The 15,712-nt window shown below is 68.6% G+C and carries 17 protein-coding genes; 5 read left to right on the top strand and 12 right to left on the bottom strand.

Going from position 1 to position 15,712, the window contains the following annotated elements; translation table 11 throughout:
- Nucleotides 1–494 precede the first annotated feature (494 nt).
- The 3 genes from C461_RS11570 (at nucleotide 495) to C461_RS11560 (ending at nucleotide 2,197) form a co-directional block, all read left to right on the top strand.
- Nucleotides 495–932, top strand: a complete 438-nt coding sequence (locus tag C461_RS11570; RefSeq protein WP_008001429.1) for a hypothetical protein — start codon at nucleotides 495–497, stop codon at nucleotides 930–932.
- Between the two features lie 50 nt (nucleotides 933–982).
- Nucleotides 983–1,783, top strand: a complete 801-nt coding sequence (locus C461_RS11565) for a hypothetical protein (protein WP_008001427.1) — start codon at nucleotides 983–985, stop codon at nucleotides 1,781–1,783.
- Between the two features lie 105 nt (nucleotides 1,784–1,888).
- Nucleotides 1,889–2,197, top strand: a complete 309-nt coding sequence (locus C461_RS11560; protein WP_008001424.1) for a hypothetical protein — start codon at nucleotides 1,889–1,891, stop codon at nucleotides 2,195–2,197.
- Nucleotides 2,198–2,230: 33 nt separating this feature from the next.
- Here C461_RS11560 and C461_RS11555 read toward each other — a convergent pair whose 3' ends face one another.
- From C461_RS11555 to C461_RS11510, 11 genes are all read right to left on the bottom strand, one after another.
- Complete coding sequence (locus C461_RS11555) at nucleotides 2,231–2,938, bottom strand: HAD family hydrolase (protein WP_008001423.1); 708 nt, start codon at nucleotides 2,936–2,938, stop codon at nucleotides 2,231–2,233.
- Nucleotides 2,939–3,043: 105 nt separating this feature from the next.
- Entirely contained in the window at nucleotides 3,044–3,838 is a 795-nt protein-coding gene (phnE, locus tag C461_RS11550; RefSeq protein WP_008001422.1) for a phosphonate ABC transporter, permease protein PhnE, read from the bottom strand.
- Nucleotides 3,838–4,674: a phosphonate ABC transporter, permease protein PhnE gene (phnE, locus tag C461_RS11545; protein WP_008001421.1), complete on the bottom strand. Its 837-nt coding sequence runs from the start codon at nucleotides 4,672–4,674 to the stop codon at nucleotides 3,838–3,840. The genes phnE (C461_RS11550) and phnE (C461_RS11545) overlap by 1 nt, the downstream gene beginning before the upstream one ends.
- Before the next feature lie 2 nt (nucleotides 4,675–4,676).
- The gene (gene phnC, locus C461_RS11540; RefSeq protein WP_008001420.1) at nucleotides 4,677–5,525 is read right to left on the bottom strand and encodes a phosphonate ABC transporter ATP-binding protein; all 849 of its coding nucleotides are present in this window, start codon (nucleotides 5,523–5,525) and stop codon (nucleotides 4,677–4,679) included.
- 2 nt (nucleotides 5,526–5,527) lie between these two features.
- Nucleotides 5,528–6,757, bottom strand: a complete 1,230-nt coding sequence (gene phnD, locus C461_RS11535; protein ID WP_008001419.1) for a phosphate/phosphite/phosphonate ABC transporter substrate-binding protein — start codon at nucleotides 6,755–6,757, stop codon at nucleotides 5,528–5,530.
- 157 nt (nucleotides 6,758–6,914) lie between these two features.
- The gene (gene hisD, locus C461_RS11530; protein WP_008001418.1) at nucleotides 6,915–8,192 is read right to left on the bottom strand and encodes a histidinol dehydrogenase; all 1,278 of its coding nucleotides are present in this window, start codon (nucleotides 8,190–8,192) and stop codon (nucleotides 6,915–6,917) included.
- Nucleotides 8,193–8,703: 511 nt separating this feature from the next.
- Nucleotides 8,704–8,913 carry a hypothetical protein gene (locus tag C461_RS11525; RefSeq protein ID WP_049906564.1) on the bottom strand — a complete coding sequence of 70 codons (210 nt, stop codon included), beginning with the start codon at nucleotides 8,911–8,913 and terminating at the stop codon, nucleotides 8,704–8,706.
- A gap of 68 nt (nucleotides 8,914–8,981) precedes the next feature.
- The gene (locus C461_RS11520) at nucleotides 8,982–9,947 is read right to left on the bottom strand and encodes a phytoene/squalene synthase family protein (protein WP_008001415.1); all 966 of its coding nucleotides are present in this window, start codon (nucleotides 9,945–9,947) and stop codon (nucleotides 8,982–8,984) included.
- A 219-nt stretch (nucleotides 9,948–10,166) separates the two neighbouring features.
- Nucleotides 10,167–10,322, bottom strand: a complete 156-nt coding sequence (locus C461_RS15860; protein ID WP_008001412.1) for an HVO_2523 family zinc finger protein — start codon at nucleotides 10,320–10,322, stop codon at nucleotides 10,167–10,169.
- Nucleotides 10,323–10,395: 73 nt separating this feature from the next.
- Nucleotides 10,396–10,971, bottom strand: coding sequence for a hypothetical protein (locus C461_RS11515; RefSeq protein ID WP_008001409.1), 576 nt, complete (start codon nucleotides 10,969–10,971; stop codon nucleotides 10,396–10,398).
- A gap of 134 nt (nucleotides 10,972–11,105) precedes the next feature.
- Nucleotides 11,106–11,681 (bottom strand): cysteine hydrolase family protein, encoded by a 576-nt coding sequence (locus C461_RS11510; protein ID WP_008001407.1) that lies wholly within the window; start codon nucleotides 11,679–11,681, stop codon nucleotides 11,106–11,108.
- 96 nt (nucleotides 11,682–11,777) lie between these two features.
- Here C461_RS11510 and C461_RS11505 point away from each other — a divergent pair, with 96 nt between their 5' ends.
- Nucleotides 11,778–13,580: an Hvo_1808 family surface protein gene (locus C461_RS11505; protein ID WP_008001406.1), complete on the top strand. Its 1,803-nt coding sequence runs from the start codon at nucleotides 11,778–11,780 to the stop codon at nucleotides 13,578–13,580.
- Between the two features lie 100 nt (nucleotides 13,581–13,680).
- The gene (locus C461_RS11500; RefSeq protein ID WP_008001404.1) at nucleotides 13,681–14,844 is read left to right on the top strand and encodes a nicotinate phosphoribosyltransferase; all 1,164 of its coding nucleotides are present in this window, start codon (nucleotides 13,681–13,683) and stop codon (nucleotides 14,842–14,844) included.
- A gap of 105 nt (nucleotides 14,845–14,949) precedes the next feature.
- On the opposite strand, the gene C461_RS11495 is transcribed toward C461_RS11500, so the two are convergent.
- Complete coding sequence (locus C461_RS11495; RefSeq protein ID WP_008001402.1) at nucleotides 14,950–15,552, bottom strand: TIGR00296 family protein; 603 nt, start codon at nucleotides 15,550–15,552, stop codon at nucleotides 14,950–14,952.
- Nucleotides 15,553–15,712 lie beyond the last annotated feature (160 nt).

The raw sequence follows: 15,712 nt of genomic DNA, 5'->3' as shown, positions 1-15,712 counted from the left end.
AGGCCCTCTAACTGGATTATAGAGGTCGTTTGGAATAATTCGGTCATCTAGGACAGAAATAAATCTGACGGTAACGATTCGTTTAACGATGCCGTCATGCCCGTGTTTCACAACCCTATTTTCAACTAGCAGACATGCTACCCACGTGATGTAACCAGGTCGGAACGGAGCGATCTCGAACGACATTTGGAGCGGTCTACCCGCCACTACTGAGACCGTACTCGACACACCAGCGCGGTGAACGCGACTGCGAGAAGCGTTCGTCCTGCGCCTGTCGGGTGAGTGCGTCTCGAAACACCTGCGCGTACGTTGTCGCGTCAGCAACTTCCGGCTGGCGGACACACCGGATGAGACCCGACGACACCGAGGGAGGAGTACCGATGGCCGGCACCGTCCCCAGAGCGCGCTGGGCTCTGGTCGAGTTCCGCTGCGAAGCGGTGTCGGAGTCGTCGAACGACTTATCATTCTGCGGTTGAAACCCACGCCGACTAACGATGAGTGGATGGTACACGCGGTTCTTCGACTGGCTGGAGGGTATCTTCTTCGGCGGCATGGAACTCTCTTTTCTCTCGTCGCCGGGGTTCGCCCTCGTGGTGGTCTTTCAGGACGTGTATCCCGACGCGGTGTCGCTGGCGGGGTTACTCGCTATCGGCACCGGGAGCGTCGCGCTCGCCGAGTTCCGAAACCGAACCATCGACGTCGGCGCGTGGCCGCAACGGAGCGAGTTGACTTCGCTTCCGCTTCGAGTCGGGTACTTCAGTCTCCTGTTTCTCGCGTCGTCGATGGGGGTCGCAGCCGTCGTTACCGCCGTCGACAACTGGTGGCTCACGCTGCTCGGCGCCGTCGTGCAGGTGGGCGGTCTCGCCGCATTCCCGACCGCGTACCACCTCGTTTACGGCGAGCCGCTCGGCGACAGCGCGCTCCGCGCCTGATCGCTCGCTCGTCCCGGAGATTTATCCCGCCGCGACCCACAACTCGACCGATGACCGGATTCGAGTCGCTTCGCCGGACCGCCGACCGTCTCCGACGGCCGGAGTACACCGGCGAAAACCGATGTCTTCCGTGTACCGTTCTCAACGCCGCCATCGTCGGCGTCGCCGCGATAGCGCTCTCCCGCCGAAACCGTCCGCTCGGAGTGCTCGCGCTCGTGGCCGGCGCCGCACTCATCTCGCTCCGCGGATACGTCGTCCCGGGGACGCCGCAGTTCGCCCCCGCGCTCGTCGAGCCGCTTCCCGTGGAGGTCGGCCACGAATCGCCTGCGGGCGTCGAGTCGGGATCTCTCGCGGACGACCGCGATCCAGAAGCCATGATGGCGGCGCTCGTCGAGGCCGATGTCATTGTTCCCGACGGCGACCAACTGTACCTCGACGACGCGTTCCAGACGGCCTGGGAAGAGCGGATGGCCGAACTCCGGGACCTCTCGGGAGCGGAGCTCGCCGCTCGTACGGCGGCGGTCTCTCACGACTCGGTCGAGGGCTCGTACCACGACGGTCGCGTGCTGTTGGCCGGGAACCGAGACGCGTGGCTGAGTCAGGCGGTCGCGATCGCCGAGACCGCTGCCGTCGAGACGCTGGCAGACCGAGGTCTCTCACACGAGGTGCGGGTGCAGGCGGCCGAGCCCCTTCGCACCTTCGTCCGCACCTGTCCGGTCTGCGGCGGCGACGTCACCGACACGACCCTGCGGAACTGCTGTGGGGGTCCCGGCGGCGTCAGCGGCAACCCCGAGCGTCCCGTCAGGGCCTGCGCCGACTGCGACGCCGTCGTCTTCGCCGACCTGTCCTGAGCGAGCCCGCCGCGAGCGTTCTCCTGCACCTCGGTCCGTCGGCCTAGCCGCTCACGCCGGCGGTACCGACGACAGCTACAATCTCCTTCGATCCGATGGAATGGTATGGGTATCGGTAGCACGGCTGAGCTCGCGTTCCGGCTCGCGGTCGCCGCGGTCGCGATCGGCGGCCCGACGGTCCTGTACCTCGGGCTCTGGCGCTTCCTCGCGTGGCTCCGCGACGACGCGCTGATCGATCGACTCGCGGCGCAGGGGGTGGTCGAAGAGCCCCGACCGGCGCCGGTCGACGTGCTCGCGTCCGCGACTGCGGGCATCGACGGCCGGCGCTGCTCGGCGTGCGGGACCCGGGTGGTCGCCGGCGGGGCACGGTGTCCACGCTGTCGAAGGGATCTCGGTTCGGACGATAAACGGTGACCCTCGCGGGACACGCGCCCGCTTCGAGGGCGATCAGCGCCCGCGAACGAGCGGGACGAGCTCGTGGAGACTACCGATCTCGACGGTCGGCTCCACGTCGAGCTCCAGCGAGGCGTTGTGCTCTCTGCGGACGAACACGCCGTCGAGGCCGGCGCGTTCGGCGGCGATGATGTCGGTGGCGCGGTCGCCCACGTAGAGGCCGCCGGACGCGTCGAGCGCCTCCAGCGCCTCGTTCAGGTAGTGCGGGTTCGGCTTGCGTCGGCGGAACCCGGCCGCCCCGAGGTCGCGACCGCGGACGAAAGAGAACGCGTCGAGCCGGAAGTGGTCGACGACGAAGGCGACGGTCGGGTCGTAGTTGTTGCTCACGAGGCCGACCGACGCGTGCTCGGTCAGCTCGTCGAGCGCATCGACGTCCGGACAGAGGCGCCGGGTTCCGGCCGCCAGCCGCTCGACCGACCGCTTCGCGCTGCGCTCCTCGCGCGCTCGATAGAACGCCGCCGGATCGACGCCGAGCTCCTCGCAGGCGGCCCGGAAGTCGTCGTCGTACTCGTGGGTCTCGAGCGGGCGTCGGAGGTCGCCGGTCACCCGCATGTCGCGCTCGTCGAGGACGTCCTCGAGCGCGCGGCTGTGAACCACGGCTTCCGTCCCCCAGCCTTCGAGGATCACGCCGTCCATGTCGAACAGCAGCACCTCGTCGTTCGTCCGATCGATGCGAGCGTCGGTGTCGTGAACCGTCGTCATGTGTATCTCCGTGTTCCGCGCCGCGTCGTCCGTTCCGAGCCGCTCGGATCCGTTTCGTGCCGCGTCGTTCTTCTCCCTGTCCGTCGTCGGGGTGCGCTCGCCGTGTCAGCGCACCTTCCGGCGCGCGTACGCCGAGATCCCCTCGCTCACCAGCACGACCGCGAGAATGGCGAACAACAGCGCCGACACCGTTCGCCAGGCGAACGAGTCGATCGCCTCGAACAGCTGGACGCCGATACCGCCGGCGCCGACGAAGCCGAGGATCGTCGCCGCGCGCACGTTGATGTCCCACCGGTACACGGTCAGCCCGACGAGCGCGGGCTTGATCTGCGGGACGATCCCGTAGATCAGCAGCTGGGCGGGGCTCGCACCGACCGCCCGGATCCCCTCTACTTGCCCGAAGTTGATCTCCTCGATCTCCTCGCCGAGCAGCTTCGCGAGGAACCCGATCGACCGGACCGCGGTCGCGACGGTGCCCGCGAGCGCGCCCGGCCCGAACATCACGACGAACAGCAGCGCCCACACGATCGTGTGGACCGACCGCGACACCGTGACGATGAGCTTCCCGAGCGCGTACGTCGCCCGGTTCGGCGTCGTGTTCTCGGCGGTGATGTACGCGACTGGCGCCGCCATCGCCACCGCCGCGATCGTTCCGACGACGGCGATCTGGATCGTCTCGGCGAGCGGTCCGACCGCGTTCGGCAGGTACCCCCAGTCCGGTGGATACATTCGACCGAGGAGGTCGCCGACCTGCGCCGGCGCGGTGGTCACGTACTGCAGGCTCATGTCGAGCCACTCCCACGAGGCGACCACGACGGCGACGGCGACGAGCGCACCGCCGATCCGGAAGAGCCGCTCTCGCGCGTCAAATCGACTCCACTCGCGCGTGGCACCCGCCATCACTGGACCCTCCGTCTGACGACGGCGCTCACGAACTCGGCGACCAGGACCACGGCGATGATCGCGACGAGGATCGCCGCCACGTAGTCGTACTCGTACCGGGAGTAGGCCCGCTGGAGGAGCACGCCGACCCCGCCGGCCCCGACGATCCCGACGATCGTTGACGACCGGATGTTGATGTCCCAGCGGTACACGGCGAGCCCGGCGAAGCGGGGGACGACTTGCGGGACGACCCCGTAGACGAGCGTCTGAAAGCGGGAGGCGCCGGTCGCCTCCACCGCCTCGACGCCGCCCATGTCGATGTCCTCTAGGTCCTCGGCGAACAGCTTCGAGAAGAAGCCGATCGTCTTGAAGCTGATCGCGACGATCCCCGCGAGCGGGCCGAACCCCAGCGCGATGACGGCGACGATCGCGACGATCAGTCCGTCGATCGCCCGCGAGACGCTGATGATCCCGCGGCTGAGGTAGTAGGTCGGTCGCGGCGAGATGTTCTCGGCCGCCCCGAACGCCACCGGGAGGCTCATCCCGATCCCCGCGACGGTCGCGACCATCGCCATCGCGATCGTCTCGACCATCCGGTCCGCCAGCCGAAGGAGGTTCTCTTGGCCGGTCTCGGGCGGCAGCATCGAGTTGATCAGTTCGTAGCCGTACCCGAACCCGGAGAGGAAGCGGCCCGGCGTGATCCGGAGGCTCGTGACCGACCACGCGATCACCGCGAGCACGATGCCGTACACCAGCCACTTGACCCGGCGGCTCCGGAACGCGGTCGGGCGCTGCCACGTCCGTCGGTCCGCCGCGCCCGCCGATCCGGTCGGCGAAGACGACTCGGTCGCCACGGTCAGTCCTCCGCCGGCACGCGATCGGAGCCGGCGTTCGACCCGTTCCGCGAGCTCGATTCGTCGCTCGCCCCCGACAGCCAGTCCGGGTCGGTCGCCGCCGACTCCGGCGGCTCCTCGCCGCGGTAGATGACGCCCTTCGACTCCTCGGTGAGGTCGCTCGCCGGCCCGTCGAAGACGAGCTCGCCGGCGTGGAGGCCGAGGATTCGGTCCGCGTACGCCTCCGCGAGGTCGACCTCGTGGATGTTGATCAGCACGGGCACGTCGCGGTCCTCGGCGATGTCGGTGAGCAGCTCCATCACGTCGCGGGAGGTTTCGGGGTCGAGGCTCGAGGTCGGTTCGTCGGCCAACAGGATCTTCGGCTCCTGGACGACCGCCCGGGCGATCCCCACTCGCTGTCGCTGGCCGCCGGAGAGCTCGTCCACTCGCTTGTTCTCCATGTCGTCGAGTCCGACGAGATCTAACAGCTCGTAGGCCCGCTCAACATCTTCCGGGGGGAAATTCCGCCGGAGCGCGGCCCAGTTCGAGACGTAGCCGAGTCGCCCGGAGAGCACGTTCTCCATCACGGTGAGCCGCTCGACGAGGTTGTACTCCTGGAACACCATCCCGATGTTCCGGCGCGCGTCCCGCAGCTCGTCGTCGTCCAGCGCGGTCAGCTCCGTGTCGTCGAGGCGGACGCTTCCCGTCGTCGGCTCGACCAGCCGGTTGATACACCGGACGAACGTGCTCTTGCCGGCCCCGCTCGGGCCGATCATCGCGACGACTTCGCGGCCGTCGATCCGCACGGAGACGTCCCGGAGCGCCTCGTCGCCGGTCGGGTACGTCTTTCCGAGCTTCTCCGTTTCGAGCATCGTTACAGGTTCCCGCTCTCGTACTCGACGCCGTTGTACCGCTGGATGACCATGATGTCGTTGAAGACGGTCTTGTAGTCGATCGGGACGTACTCGGCCTCGCCGGTCGCCTCCGCGTAGTCGGTCCCCGTCCAGTCGGTCTCGATGTAGGCCTCCTTGATCCCCTCGACGAGGTCCGGGTGGAGGTTGTAGCGGTGGACGACCGGCCCCGGCGGGAACGGGTTGCTGGCCCAGACCACTTTGAAGTCGTCGTAGTCCATGTCGTCGTTCGCCTGGATGAGGTCGTCCACGCACGTACTACAGATCGGGCCGCAGTCGTAGTCGCCCACGGAGATCCCGCGCCCGGACTGGTCGTGGCCGCCCGAGAACTCCACCTCGTAGTCCTCCCCGGGGGTCACGTCGAAGTACTGATCGAACAGCGCCGACGGCGCCTGATTCCCGGAGTTCGACGCCGGCTCCGTGTGGGCGACGTCGTAGTCCGGGAAGTCCTCGACCGACTGGATCTCGTCCATGTCGGCGCGGGTGATCGCCAGCAGTCGGTACCCGAACTGGCCCGTGGGGCTGATGGGGTCCGCGAACGGAACGGCGCCGCCGAGATTGACCGCGAACGCCGTCGTCCCCGTCGAGACGTTCCCCAGGTGGGCGCGCCCAGACCGGAGCGCTTCGACCGACGCCGCGTTAGAGTCGACGGGCTGCCACCTGACCGACCGGCCCGTCGTCTCCTCGATCCGGTCCAGCATCGGCTGGATCGTCTCCTGGAACTGCGCCTCCCCGGACTCGCCGGGTTTGTCGACGAACACGAGCTCGTCGGGATCGACCCAGTCGCTCTCGTCCTCGGGCAGCTCCCGCGGCGGCTCACCGTGGGCGACCTCGTCGATGTCGCGGTTCTGCATGTTCTCCAGGTCCGTCGAGCTCCCCTGGAAGTAGTCGTTCTCCGCGATGGCCGTCATCAGGTAGTTGTTTTCTTCCCAGTTGGGCTCCGCGGGATCGAACTCCGAGGCGTCCGTGAGCATCGGGTCGCCCGACCCGCCGTCGTCACCGTCGCCGCCGTCGCTACCATCGCCGCCGTCCTCGCTGCTCGACTCCAGACCCGCGCCGGCCCCGTCGCCGCCGGCCCCGTCGCCGCCGCCACCGGTACAGCCCGCTACCCCGGCGATTCCGACGGCCCCGCCGGCCAGGATGAATCGGCGTCTCGAACTCGTTTCCGTCCGTTCGCCGGTGTGTTCCACCATTACGACCGTACGATCTCTATTTTTGTGTAAGAAGGCTGCTATGAGGTGTATTTTGGGGATCTAACTAGTCAGTACCGGACCGAGAGTCCACGTATCTGTATGTGCCGATCGATCCGGTACATATCGATCCAGAGCGCTCCTGATCGGCTCCGTGTCTTCACTCGAACCGCTTGCGGACGCTCTCGGCGTGCGCCTCCAACCCCTCCGCCTCCGCGAGCGTCGTGATCGTGTCCGAGAGGTCGGCGAGCGCGTCGCGGTCGAGCCGCTGGACCGTCGACGAGCGGAGGAAGGTGTCGACCGAGAGCCCGCCGTAGCGCTTCGCACCGCCGTTCGTCGGCAACACGTGGTTCGTCCCGGTCGCGTAGTCGCCCGCGGCGACCGGCGAGTGCGGCCCGAGGAACACGGAGCCGGCGTTCGTGATTCGGTTTAATAATGCCTCGTCGTCGTCGGCCATGATCGAGAGGTGCTCGGCGGCGTACTCCTCGGCGAACAGCACCGCCTCGGGCATCGATCGGGCGTGAAGGACCCCGGAGGCGTCGTTGCCGAGCGCCGCCCGGATCGTCTCCTCGCGCTCGCGCTCGCCGGCCTGCGCCTCGACCGCCTCGGCGACCGCGGCGGCGAGGTCGGTGTCGTCGGTGACCGCGACCACGGACGCGTTCGGGTCGTGTTCGGCCTGCGCGACGAGTTCGCTCGCGACGAGTTCGGGGTCGGCGGTGCCGTCGGCGAGCACGAGCACCTCGCTCGGCCCGGCGAGGAAGTCGATCTCCACGTCGCCCTGCACGACCGCCTTCGCGGCGGTCACCCACTTGTTGCCCGGCCCCACGACCTTCTGCGCGTTGGTGACGGTCTCCGTCCCGTACGCGAGCGCCGCGATCGCCTGCGCGCCGCCGACCTGGTACACCGCGTCGGCGCCCGCTTCGTGGATCGCCGCGAGCGTGACGGGATTGATCTCGTCGGCCGGCGGGGTCGCGACCGAGACGTGGTCGACGCCCGCCACGGTCGCGGGGATCACGCCCATCAGCGCGCTGGAGGGGTACGCCGCCGCCCCGCCGGGCACGTACACTCCGGCGCGGTCGATCGGGCGGAAGCGCCGCCCCAGCTCCCGGCCGTCGAAGTCGTCGCGCCAGTCCTCGGGGCGCTGTCGCTCGTGGAACTCGCGCACGTTGGCGGCCGCGTCGCGGACCGCGTCGAGCACCGGGTCGTTCGCGTCGTCGAGCTCGGCGTGGGCGCGCTCGGCGTCGTCGGTGATGTCGATGTTGCCGACGGCGACCCCGTCGAACTCCTCGGAGAACTCTCGGAGCGCGACGTCGCCCTCCGTCCGGACCCGGTCGACGATCCCGCTCACGTCGTCGCGGACCGCGTCGACGCCGGCGTCGCGCTCGAAGAAGGCGTGACGCTCGGCGGGCGAGAGGTCGGCGACGGTTCGTACGTCCATGCACCCTCTCTGCGCCGCGGTCAAAAGGGCGTTCCGACTTGCTCACTCCGGCGAGCGGCCTCGACCGCTTCTCCGGATCGTTCACGTGCAAAACAGCCGGTCGTTGGCGGCCACTGCGTGAACGATGGCAAGAGTACGTGAATCGACCCGGTGGAGCGGCTATTTATAAGCGAAGCAGTGGTGTTGCTGGCGGCCGCTTATAAACCACTGAACGAGGGGCGAACGGTGACAATGGCTCACCTGCGCCACACAGCCCCGCACCTCACGCCTCCCCAGCCTCGTCACCGGCGCCACGCGCCGGTTGCAAGCGAGAGCTTGCTCTCGCCCTGTCGCTGGCGCTTATAAACGCCGAGCCGACTCCAGCGAGAATCGGAGATTCTCTGGCAGCCGGCGCAAAGCGCCGGCGACCTCGCGCTCGGATTCGCGCCCGATGGGCGCTCACCGGAGCGCGCCACCGCCGTATCTGTTTATAAATGGTCATCGCCGCCGCGACAGAGTTCAACAGCGCAGGTTACTCCAGCCGACGGATCCCGGTCACGTCGAGTGCCGCGAGCACGACGAGCGCGGCCAACAGCCCGGCGGCGGCGAAGAGAATCGGCGCGGACAGCGCGACCGCCAGTTCGTAGGGCGCGAGAAGTCGGGTCGTGCCGCGGACGACGAACGAGAGGAACACGAGCCCGAACGCGAGCAGCGCGAGACCGACGAAGCGGGAGCGGTTCATCTGGGGTGCGAGAGACGCCATCTCGGGTACGAGAAACGGTTCATCGGTGGCGACGGGGCACGTCGCACTCAGTCCGACTGGGCGACGCCCGGGCCGTGCGGCCCGTGCTCGCGGTGCTCCCGGCTGCCGTCGAAGCCGTGGCACATCTCGTAGAACACGGCTTCGGGGTCCTTGTTCCACTGCCACTTCCACCGGGTCCGGACGAGCAGCGAGATTTTGCGGGTGAACGACAGCTCCGGGGTCGTCGACACCGTGTCGTAGTCGAGGTTCCGGATGAGCCGGTGGTGGTCGGCGTACAGCACGGCCGCGAGCAACACCGCTAGCTGGCAGTCCTCCGGGAGGTACTTGATGCCCGCGACCCCCTCCTCGTAGAGCCGCTCGGTGCGGGCGAGCTCCTCGCGGATCGCCGCCGCGACGTTCGCGTCGAACTCCAACTCGAGGATCTGCTCCTCGCTCACGTCGTGTCGCCGGAGGGTCTCCAAGGGGAGGTACACCCGGTCGCGCTCGATCACGTCCTCGCGAACGTCGCGGAGGAAGTTCGTCATCTGGAACGCCTCACCGAGCCTCGTCGCGTGCGGGAGCGCCGCGGCCTCGGCCGCCTCGTCGAGCTCCATGATCGCCGTCATCATCCGCCCGACGGCGGCGGCGGAGCCGTCCATGTACGTCTCCAACTGGTCGTAAGTCTCGTACCGGTCGGTGTCGATGTCGCTCGCCATCGCGTCGACGAACGAGTGAACGTCGTCGTCGGCGATGCCGTGCTCCTCGCGAACCGCGGCGAACGCGTCCAACACCGGATCGTCGGTCGGCTTTTCGCCGAGTGCGGCGTCGCGGAGCCGGTTCAGCTCGGCGCGCTGTTCGTCGGGCGGCGCGGTCTCTTCGGCGTCGACGACCTCGTCGGCGATCCGGAAGAACCCGTACAGCACGTACGTCGGGTGACGGATCCGCTTCGGCAGCAGCCGGGTGGCAACGTGGAAGGTCTTCCCGGTGCGGCGCTGGATCCGCTTGCTCCGGGCAACCTGTGTCTTCTCTACCATGCGGACCTCGTGAGGTCGGCAGGGAGGATTGCGAGCGGGTCGCCCATCATGGAGAAAAAGTCGGCCTCCAACAACATAACAGTTCGCACATCAGTTGTTGTTTTCACTTCGTGGGCGGTTGATTTCGCACCGCTCAGAGAAACCCGAAGTCGCCCCTCGACGCGACTCGCCGCGGTCTCGGTACCGCGATCTCGCCCCGGAATTTCCCGCCGCGATCGATCAGTAAAACGTGTCGCTGCAGTCGTAGACGACGCCGTGTTCCGGACAGACGTATTTGCAGTGTCTGTGGTACATCGGCGTCTCACAGAGCGGACAGGGGCGACCCCCACCGTCCGCCTGCGATCCGCCGTCCGCTCGGTCCGCGGTGTCGCTCATGCTCGCCTCGACGGTCGCCCGCGTAATAATCGCTCTCCATCGATCCCGGATCGGCTTACCCCCCCTCCGTCGATCAGGCGTCGTCCGCCGCCAGCGACGCGTACACGTCCTCGGCGACTGAGGCCTGTTGAAACGGGAGCGTCAACACGCCGCCCCACTCCGCGTCGGTGAGCGCGTCGACCGTCGCGTCGTCCAGCTCGACGCGTCTGACCTCGATTCCGTCGAGCGTCATCGACACGGCGAACCCCGTCGGATCGTCGGTCGCGCCGGCGTCGGCGAGCCGCGACTGGAACGCGTCCACCCCGTCGTCGCCGAGCGCGACGTACACGAGATGTTCGCTCTCCTCGGAGATGACGCCCTGCACTCGGGCCAAGTCGCTCGCGTCGAACAGCCGCCGGTCGTCGTCGCCCTCGCGGCGCAGCCGCGCCTCGAACGGCGCGTCCGGATCGGCCGCAACCGACCCCCCGTCGGCGCTACCGTCTCCGCTGCTTCCGCCTGCGTCACCGCCGAACGCGCCGTCACCGGCATCACCTCCACCGCCGCCATCGGGTCCGTCGTCGGTCACCGAAGCCGCCCCGGCGAATCCGACGACCCCGAGCGCACACGCGCTCCCGAGTCCGCCCAGCATCTCGCGTCGAGAGAGTTCCATACGCGACGGTTCCGGCCGGTATTCAAAAGGCTTACACGCCGATTCACGCGCCTGATAATCGTCTCCGACGTCTCTCGTCCGGTCTCGGGTCGGTGCCGGCACGGCGCCGTGCCGGCACCGTGCCGGCGGTTCGCTCATCCCTCGAACGCGACGGCCTCGCGGGTCGTCGTCTCGCCGAACAGCCAGTCGGCGTGGTCGACGGCGTACTCCCGGTGGTCCTCGGTGATGTAGCCGAGCGCGTCCTCGACGACGACGGGCCGGTAGTCGCGGAGCCCGGCGCTGCCGGCGGTGTGGAGCACGCAGACGTTCGCGAGCGTTCCGCAGATCAGCAGGTCGGTCACCCCGTGCGCGTCGAGGTACCCCTCCAGCCCCGTCTGGTAGAAGGCGTCGTAGGTGTGTTTCTCGACGACGCGGTCGCGGTCGCGCACGTCGAGTTCGGACACGAACTCGGCGTCCCACGACCCCTCGCGGACGTGTTCGCCCCAGCGGTCGAACTCGTCGTAGTAGTGGGCGTCCTCGAACTGCTCGGGCGGGTGGACGTCGCGGGTGTACACGATCCGCGCACCGGCCTCGCGAGCCCGGTCGACGAGCGCTGTCACCGGCTCGATCGCCGCCTCGCTCGGTCCCGCGTGGAGGCTCCCGTCGGGGTGACAGAACCCGTTTTGCATGTCGACGACGATCACCGCGGTCTCGGTCGGGTCGTACGCCATGACGGGCCGTTCGTGGCCGAGCGTGAAAAATCCGAATCAGGGTCGTGACGCTTCCACACCGGCAAACTACTTACCGGGCCGGCCGTAATCGACGGTATGCGACGGGCTCTCATTCCCCCGCTCGTGGTCGCCACACTCGCCCTCCTCCTGGTCGCTCCGGGCGGCGCCATCGCCGCTCCGGGCGCCGCCACCGCCGTCTCGGGCGCCGATGCACCGACCGCTGCTTCCTTCGACGCGCCGGCCAGCGCGACCGCGGCCGAGTGCGACACCGGCGACGGCACCGAGCTGGTCGGCTGTTGGAACGGCACGCACTACGAGGACGAACTCGCGTTCAACCAGAGCGACGGGCTGACCGACGCCGAGCTCGAAGCGCTGACGGACCTGACGATGGCCCGCGTCGAACACGTCCGCGAGCGACCGTTCCGCGAGGACGTGCCCGTCGAGACGGTCACGCGCGAGGAGTTCATCAACGACACCGCCGGAGGCGCGTCGGGGCCCGACGCGGGCGACGACGACTCCGACGCCGAGTTCCAGCGCTGGAACGATCAGGTGTGGAAGGCGCTGTTCGTCGTCGGCGAAGACGAGGCGAGCGGCGACGCCATCGACACGGTGTTCGGCGGTGCAGTCTCCGGCTTCTACTCGCCGTCCGAGGATCGGATCGTCCTCGTGATCCCGGAGGGCGAAGCGGTGCAGATCAGCCCGTCGACGCTCGCTCACGAGCTCGTTCACGGCATGCAAGACCAGTATCACGATCTCACGCGACCGCGGTACGTCGGCGCCACGCAGGACGGGGACCTCGCCGTCGACGGCATCGTCGAGGGCGAGGCCGTTCACGTCGAGGAGCGGTACGACGCGCGCTGCGCGGACGAGTGGCGGTGTCTCGACGAGCCCGACGCCGACGGTGGCGGCGGCGGGTCGGCGGCCGACTACAACTTCGGGATCCTGCAGACCGTACTCCAGCCCTACTCCGACGGCGCGCTCTACGTCGAGGAACTCGTCGAAACGGAGGGGTGGGTGGCGGTCGACGCGGCGATGGAATCGCCGCCGGAGTCGACCGCGGAGGTCATCCATCGGAACCCCGACTACGAGACCCGCGAGGTCGACTTCGAGGACGAGGCGACCGGCGGCTGGGAGACGTATCCCGAGCAGGGCGTCGACGGCGCGGAGACGACGGGCGAGGCCTCGATGTTCGTCATGTTCTGGTACCAGAGCTTCGCGTACGAGTACCCGGTTCTCGACCCGTCGGCGAGCGTCCGCGAAAACGTCCGCATCCACACCCGGCCCGACGAAGAGCTCCGGACCCGCGCGAACTACAACTACGCTCACGAGGCGACGGACGGGTGGGCGGGCGACGAACTCTACCCGTACCGGAACACCGAGGCCGAGGGAGACGACGCCGGCGACACCCGCGACGGCTACGTCTGGGTGACCGAGTGGCAGACCGCGGGGGACGCGGCCGACTTCCACGAGGCGTACCTCCGGATGGTGACCGCCCACGGCGACGGGGGGTACGAAGCCGGAACGGTGTACGAGGTCGAAGACGGCGACTTCCGCGGGGCGTACGGCATCGAGCGCGACGGCACGACCGTGACCGTCGCTCACGCACCCGAGCCGGCCGGCGTGCTCGAACTCCGTCCCGACGCCGACCTCGAACTTCCCTCGACCGACGACGGGATCGGGACGGACGACGATGCAAACGAGACGGACGGCGACGTGTCCGACGACGACCCGGCGAACGGGGAGAACGACTCGGAGAATGACTCGACGAACGGCTCGGATGACGACGGCGGCCAGACGACCGACGACGCGTCCACCGGCGAGGCGCCCGGATTCGGTATCGCCGTCGCGGTCGCGGGGCTGCTCGCGGCGTCGCTGCTCGCGCGGCGATCTCGACCCTGACCCACGTCCCCAATTTCTCTCCCGATCGATGGGGCGACGAGACGCGGGCGGCGCCGGCCGACCCGGTTGGCTTTTCGTCCCCGGCGGGCGTACCCCGTGTATGACCGAGTTCGACATCGTCGACGCGGCCGCGATCCGGGACGGTCGCGCGACCGACGCGTACTTCGAGCGGACCGAGGCCGCCCTGGCGGCGGCCGGAAAGAACCCGCACGTCGTCGCCGAGGTGACCGCCGACCAGTTCCCCGACGGCGACTTCGAGCTGTTCGCCGGGCTGGAGAACGCGGTCGCGCTTCTGGAAGGCCGCGACGTCGACGTCGACGCCGTCCCCGAGGGGCGGCTGTTCGACGGCGGCCCAGTGATGCGGATAACGGGACCCTACCGGTCGTTCGCGCGGTTCGAGACGTCGCTCTTAGGCTTCCTCTCGCACGCGTCCGGAATCGCGACCGCCGGGCTGGACTGTCGGGTCGCCGCGCCCGACTCGCAGGTGCTCTCGTTCGGCGCCCGGCACGTCCACCCCGCGATGGCGGCCACGGTCGAGCGCTCGGCCTTGGTGGCGGGCTTCGACGGCTTCTCGCACGTCGCCGCCGGGGACCTGATCGGCCGGGAGGCGTCGGGAACGATGCCGCACGCGCTCGCGATCTGCTTCGGCCGCGGCAACCAAGAGGCCGCGTGGCGCGCCTTCGACGAGGGCGTCGACGAGGCGGTCCCGCGGATCGCTCTCTGTGACACCTACTCCGACGAGGTCGACGAGGTGTTACGCGCCGTCGAGGCCCTCGGCGATCGGCTCGACGGCGTCCGGCTCGACACCACGGGCTCGCGGCGCGGCGACTTCCGGCACATCGTCCGCGAGGTCCAGTGGGAGCTCGACGCCCGCGGACACGAGGACGTGGACGTGTACGTCTCCGGCGGCCTCGGGCCGGCCGATCTCCGCGAGCTCCGCGACGTGGTCGACGGGTTCGGCGTCGGCGGGTACGTCTCGAACGCCGAACCCGTCGACTTCGCGCTCGACATCGTCGCGGTCGACGACGAGCCGGCCGCCAAGCGCGGCAAGCTCTCCGGGGCGAAGGCCGTGTACCGCACGGCCGACGGCGCACACGCGGTCGGGCTGGCCGACCGGTCGGGTCCCGACGGGGCCGAGTCGCTCATGGAACCGGTGATCCGCGGCGGCGAGGTCGTCAGCGAGACGCCGTTCGACCTCGACGCCGCGACGGACCGGGCGCTTGCGGATGCGGACGCGGTCGGATACGGGACGGAGTCGGAGTAGGCTCGGAATAGAGGGTTCGAGGCGGACGATTGGGCCCGCCTCGCGGTGCTGACGAGTCGGGAAAAGTGCGGACGGTTCGAGGTCGGGATTCGAGAATCGCGGCGACTACAGCTCTTCGACGGCGCCGCCGTCGGCGCGCTCTCGGAACACCTGTCCCTCGATGAGCGTCACCATCGTCTCGTCGTCGTCCCACGCGTTCGGGGGCAGCTTCGCCTTCCGGCAGGCGCGCGAGAGGAACTCGGCGCCGGACCAGCCGTTCTCGACGGGGACCGTCGGGTACAGCCAGCCGTGGGAGTTCCCGCCGTCGACGGCGACGCCGTGGGTGCCGATTTCGAGGTCGGCGAGCGGATCGTTGGTGAGCACCGTGTTCGAGACGACGAACACGGAGACCGTGATGTTGTCGAGCTCTTTGGGCTCTACCTCGGAGCCGCAGGAGTCGCCCGAGGCGGCCTTGATGGCGGCCTCGACGATGGCGTGACCCAGCTGGTCGGACGTGTCCCACGCGCCGGCGCAGCCGCGAAGGCGACCGCGGCCACGGGTGGATTCGAGCCGGACGAAGGCGCCCGTTCGGGCGTAGAACGCCTCGCGCATGCTCCCTGGTTGTTCACGTTGTCCGTGTCGGACGAACGACTCGACCGCCTCCCGCGCGAGTTCGACCGCTCGTGCACCGTCGTCGTACGACAGCTGAACGGTCTGAGCCTCGGACATGATAGTCCCTTACGTTGCTGTCGACTTGAACGCTTCCCTTACGAAGCCACTATTCCCGCCTCTCGGCGGGGGTAAGTTCCGGACTAACGGGACCCGGTAGAGTATATGTTGCTTGAACAACAATAACGTCCCGAGGACCACGTCGCCGACCGAACCGCTT

The organism is Halorubrum aidingense JCM 13560 (assembly GCF_000336995.1).
Taxonomy (GTDB): domain Archaea; phylum Halobacteriota; class Halobacteria; order Halobacteriales; family Haloferacaceae; genus Halorubrum; species Halorubrum aidingense.
Note: the sequence above shows the minus strand (reverse complement) of the source record. Positions and strands in the feature narration are given on the sequence as shown.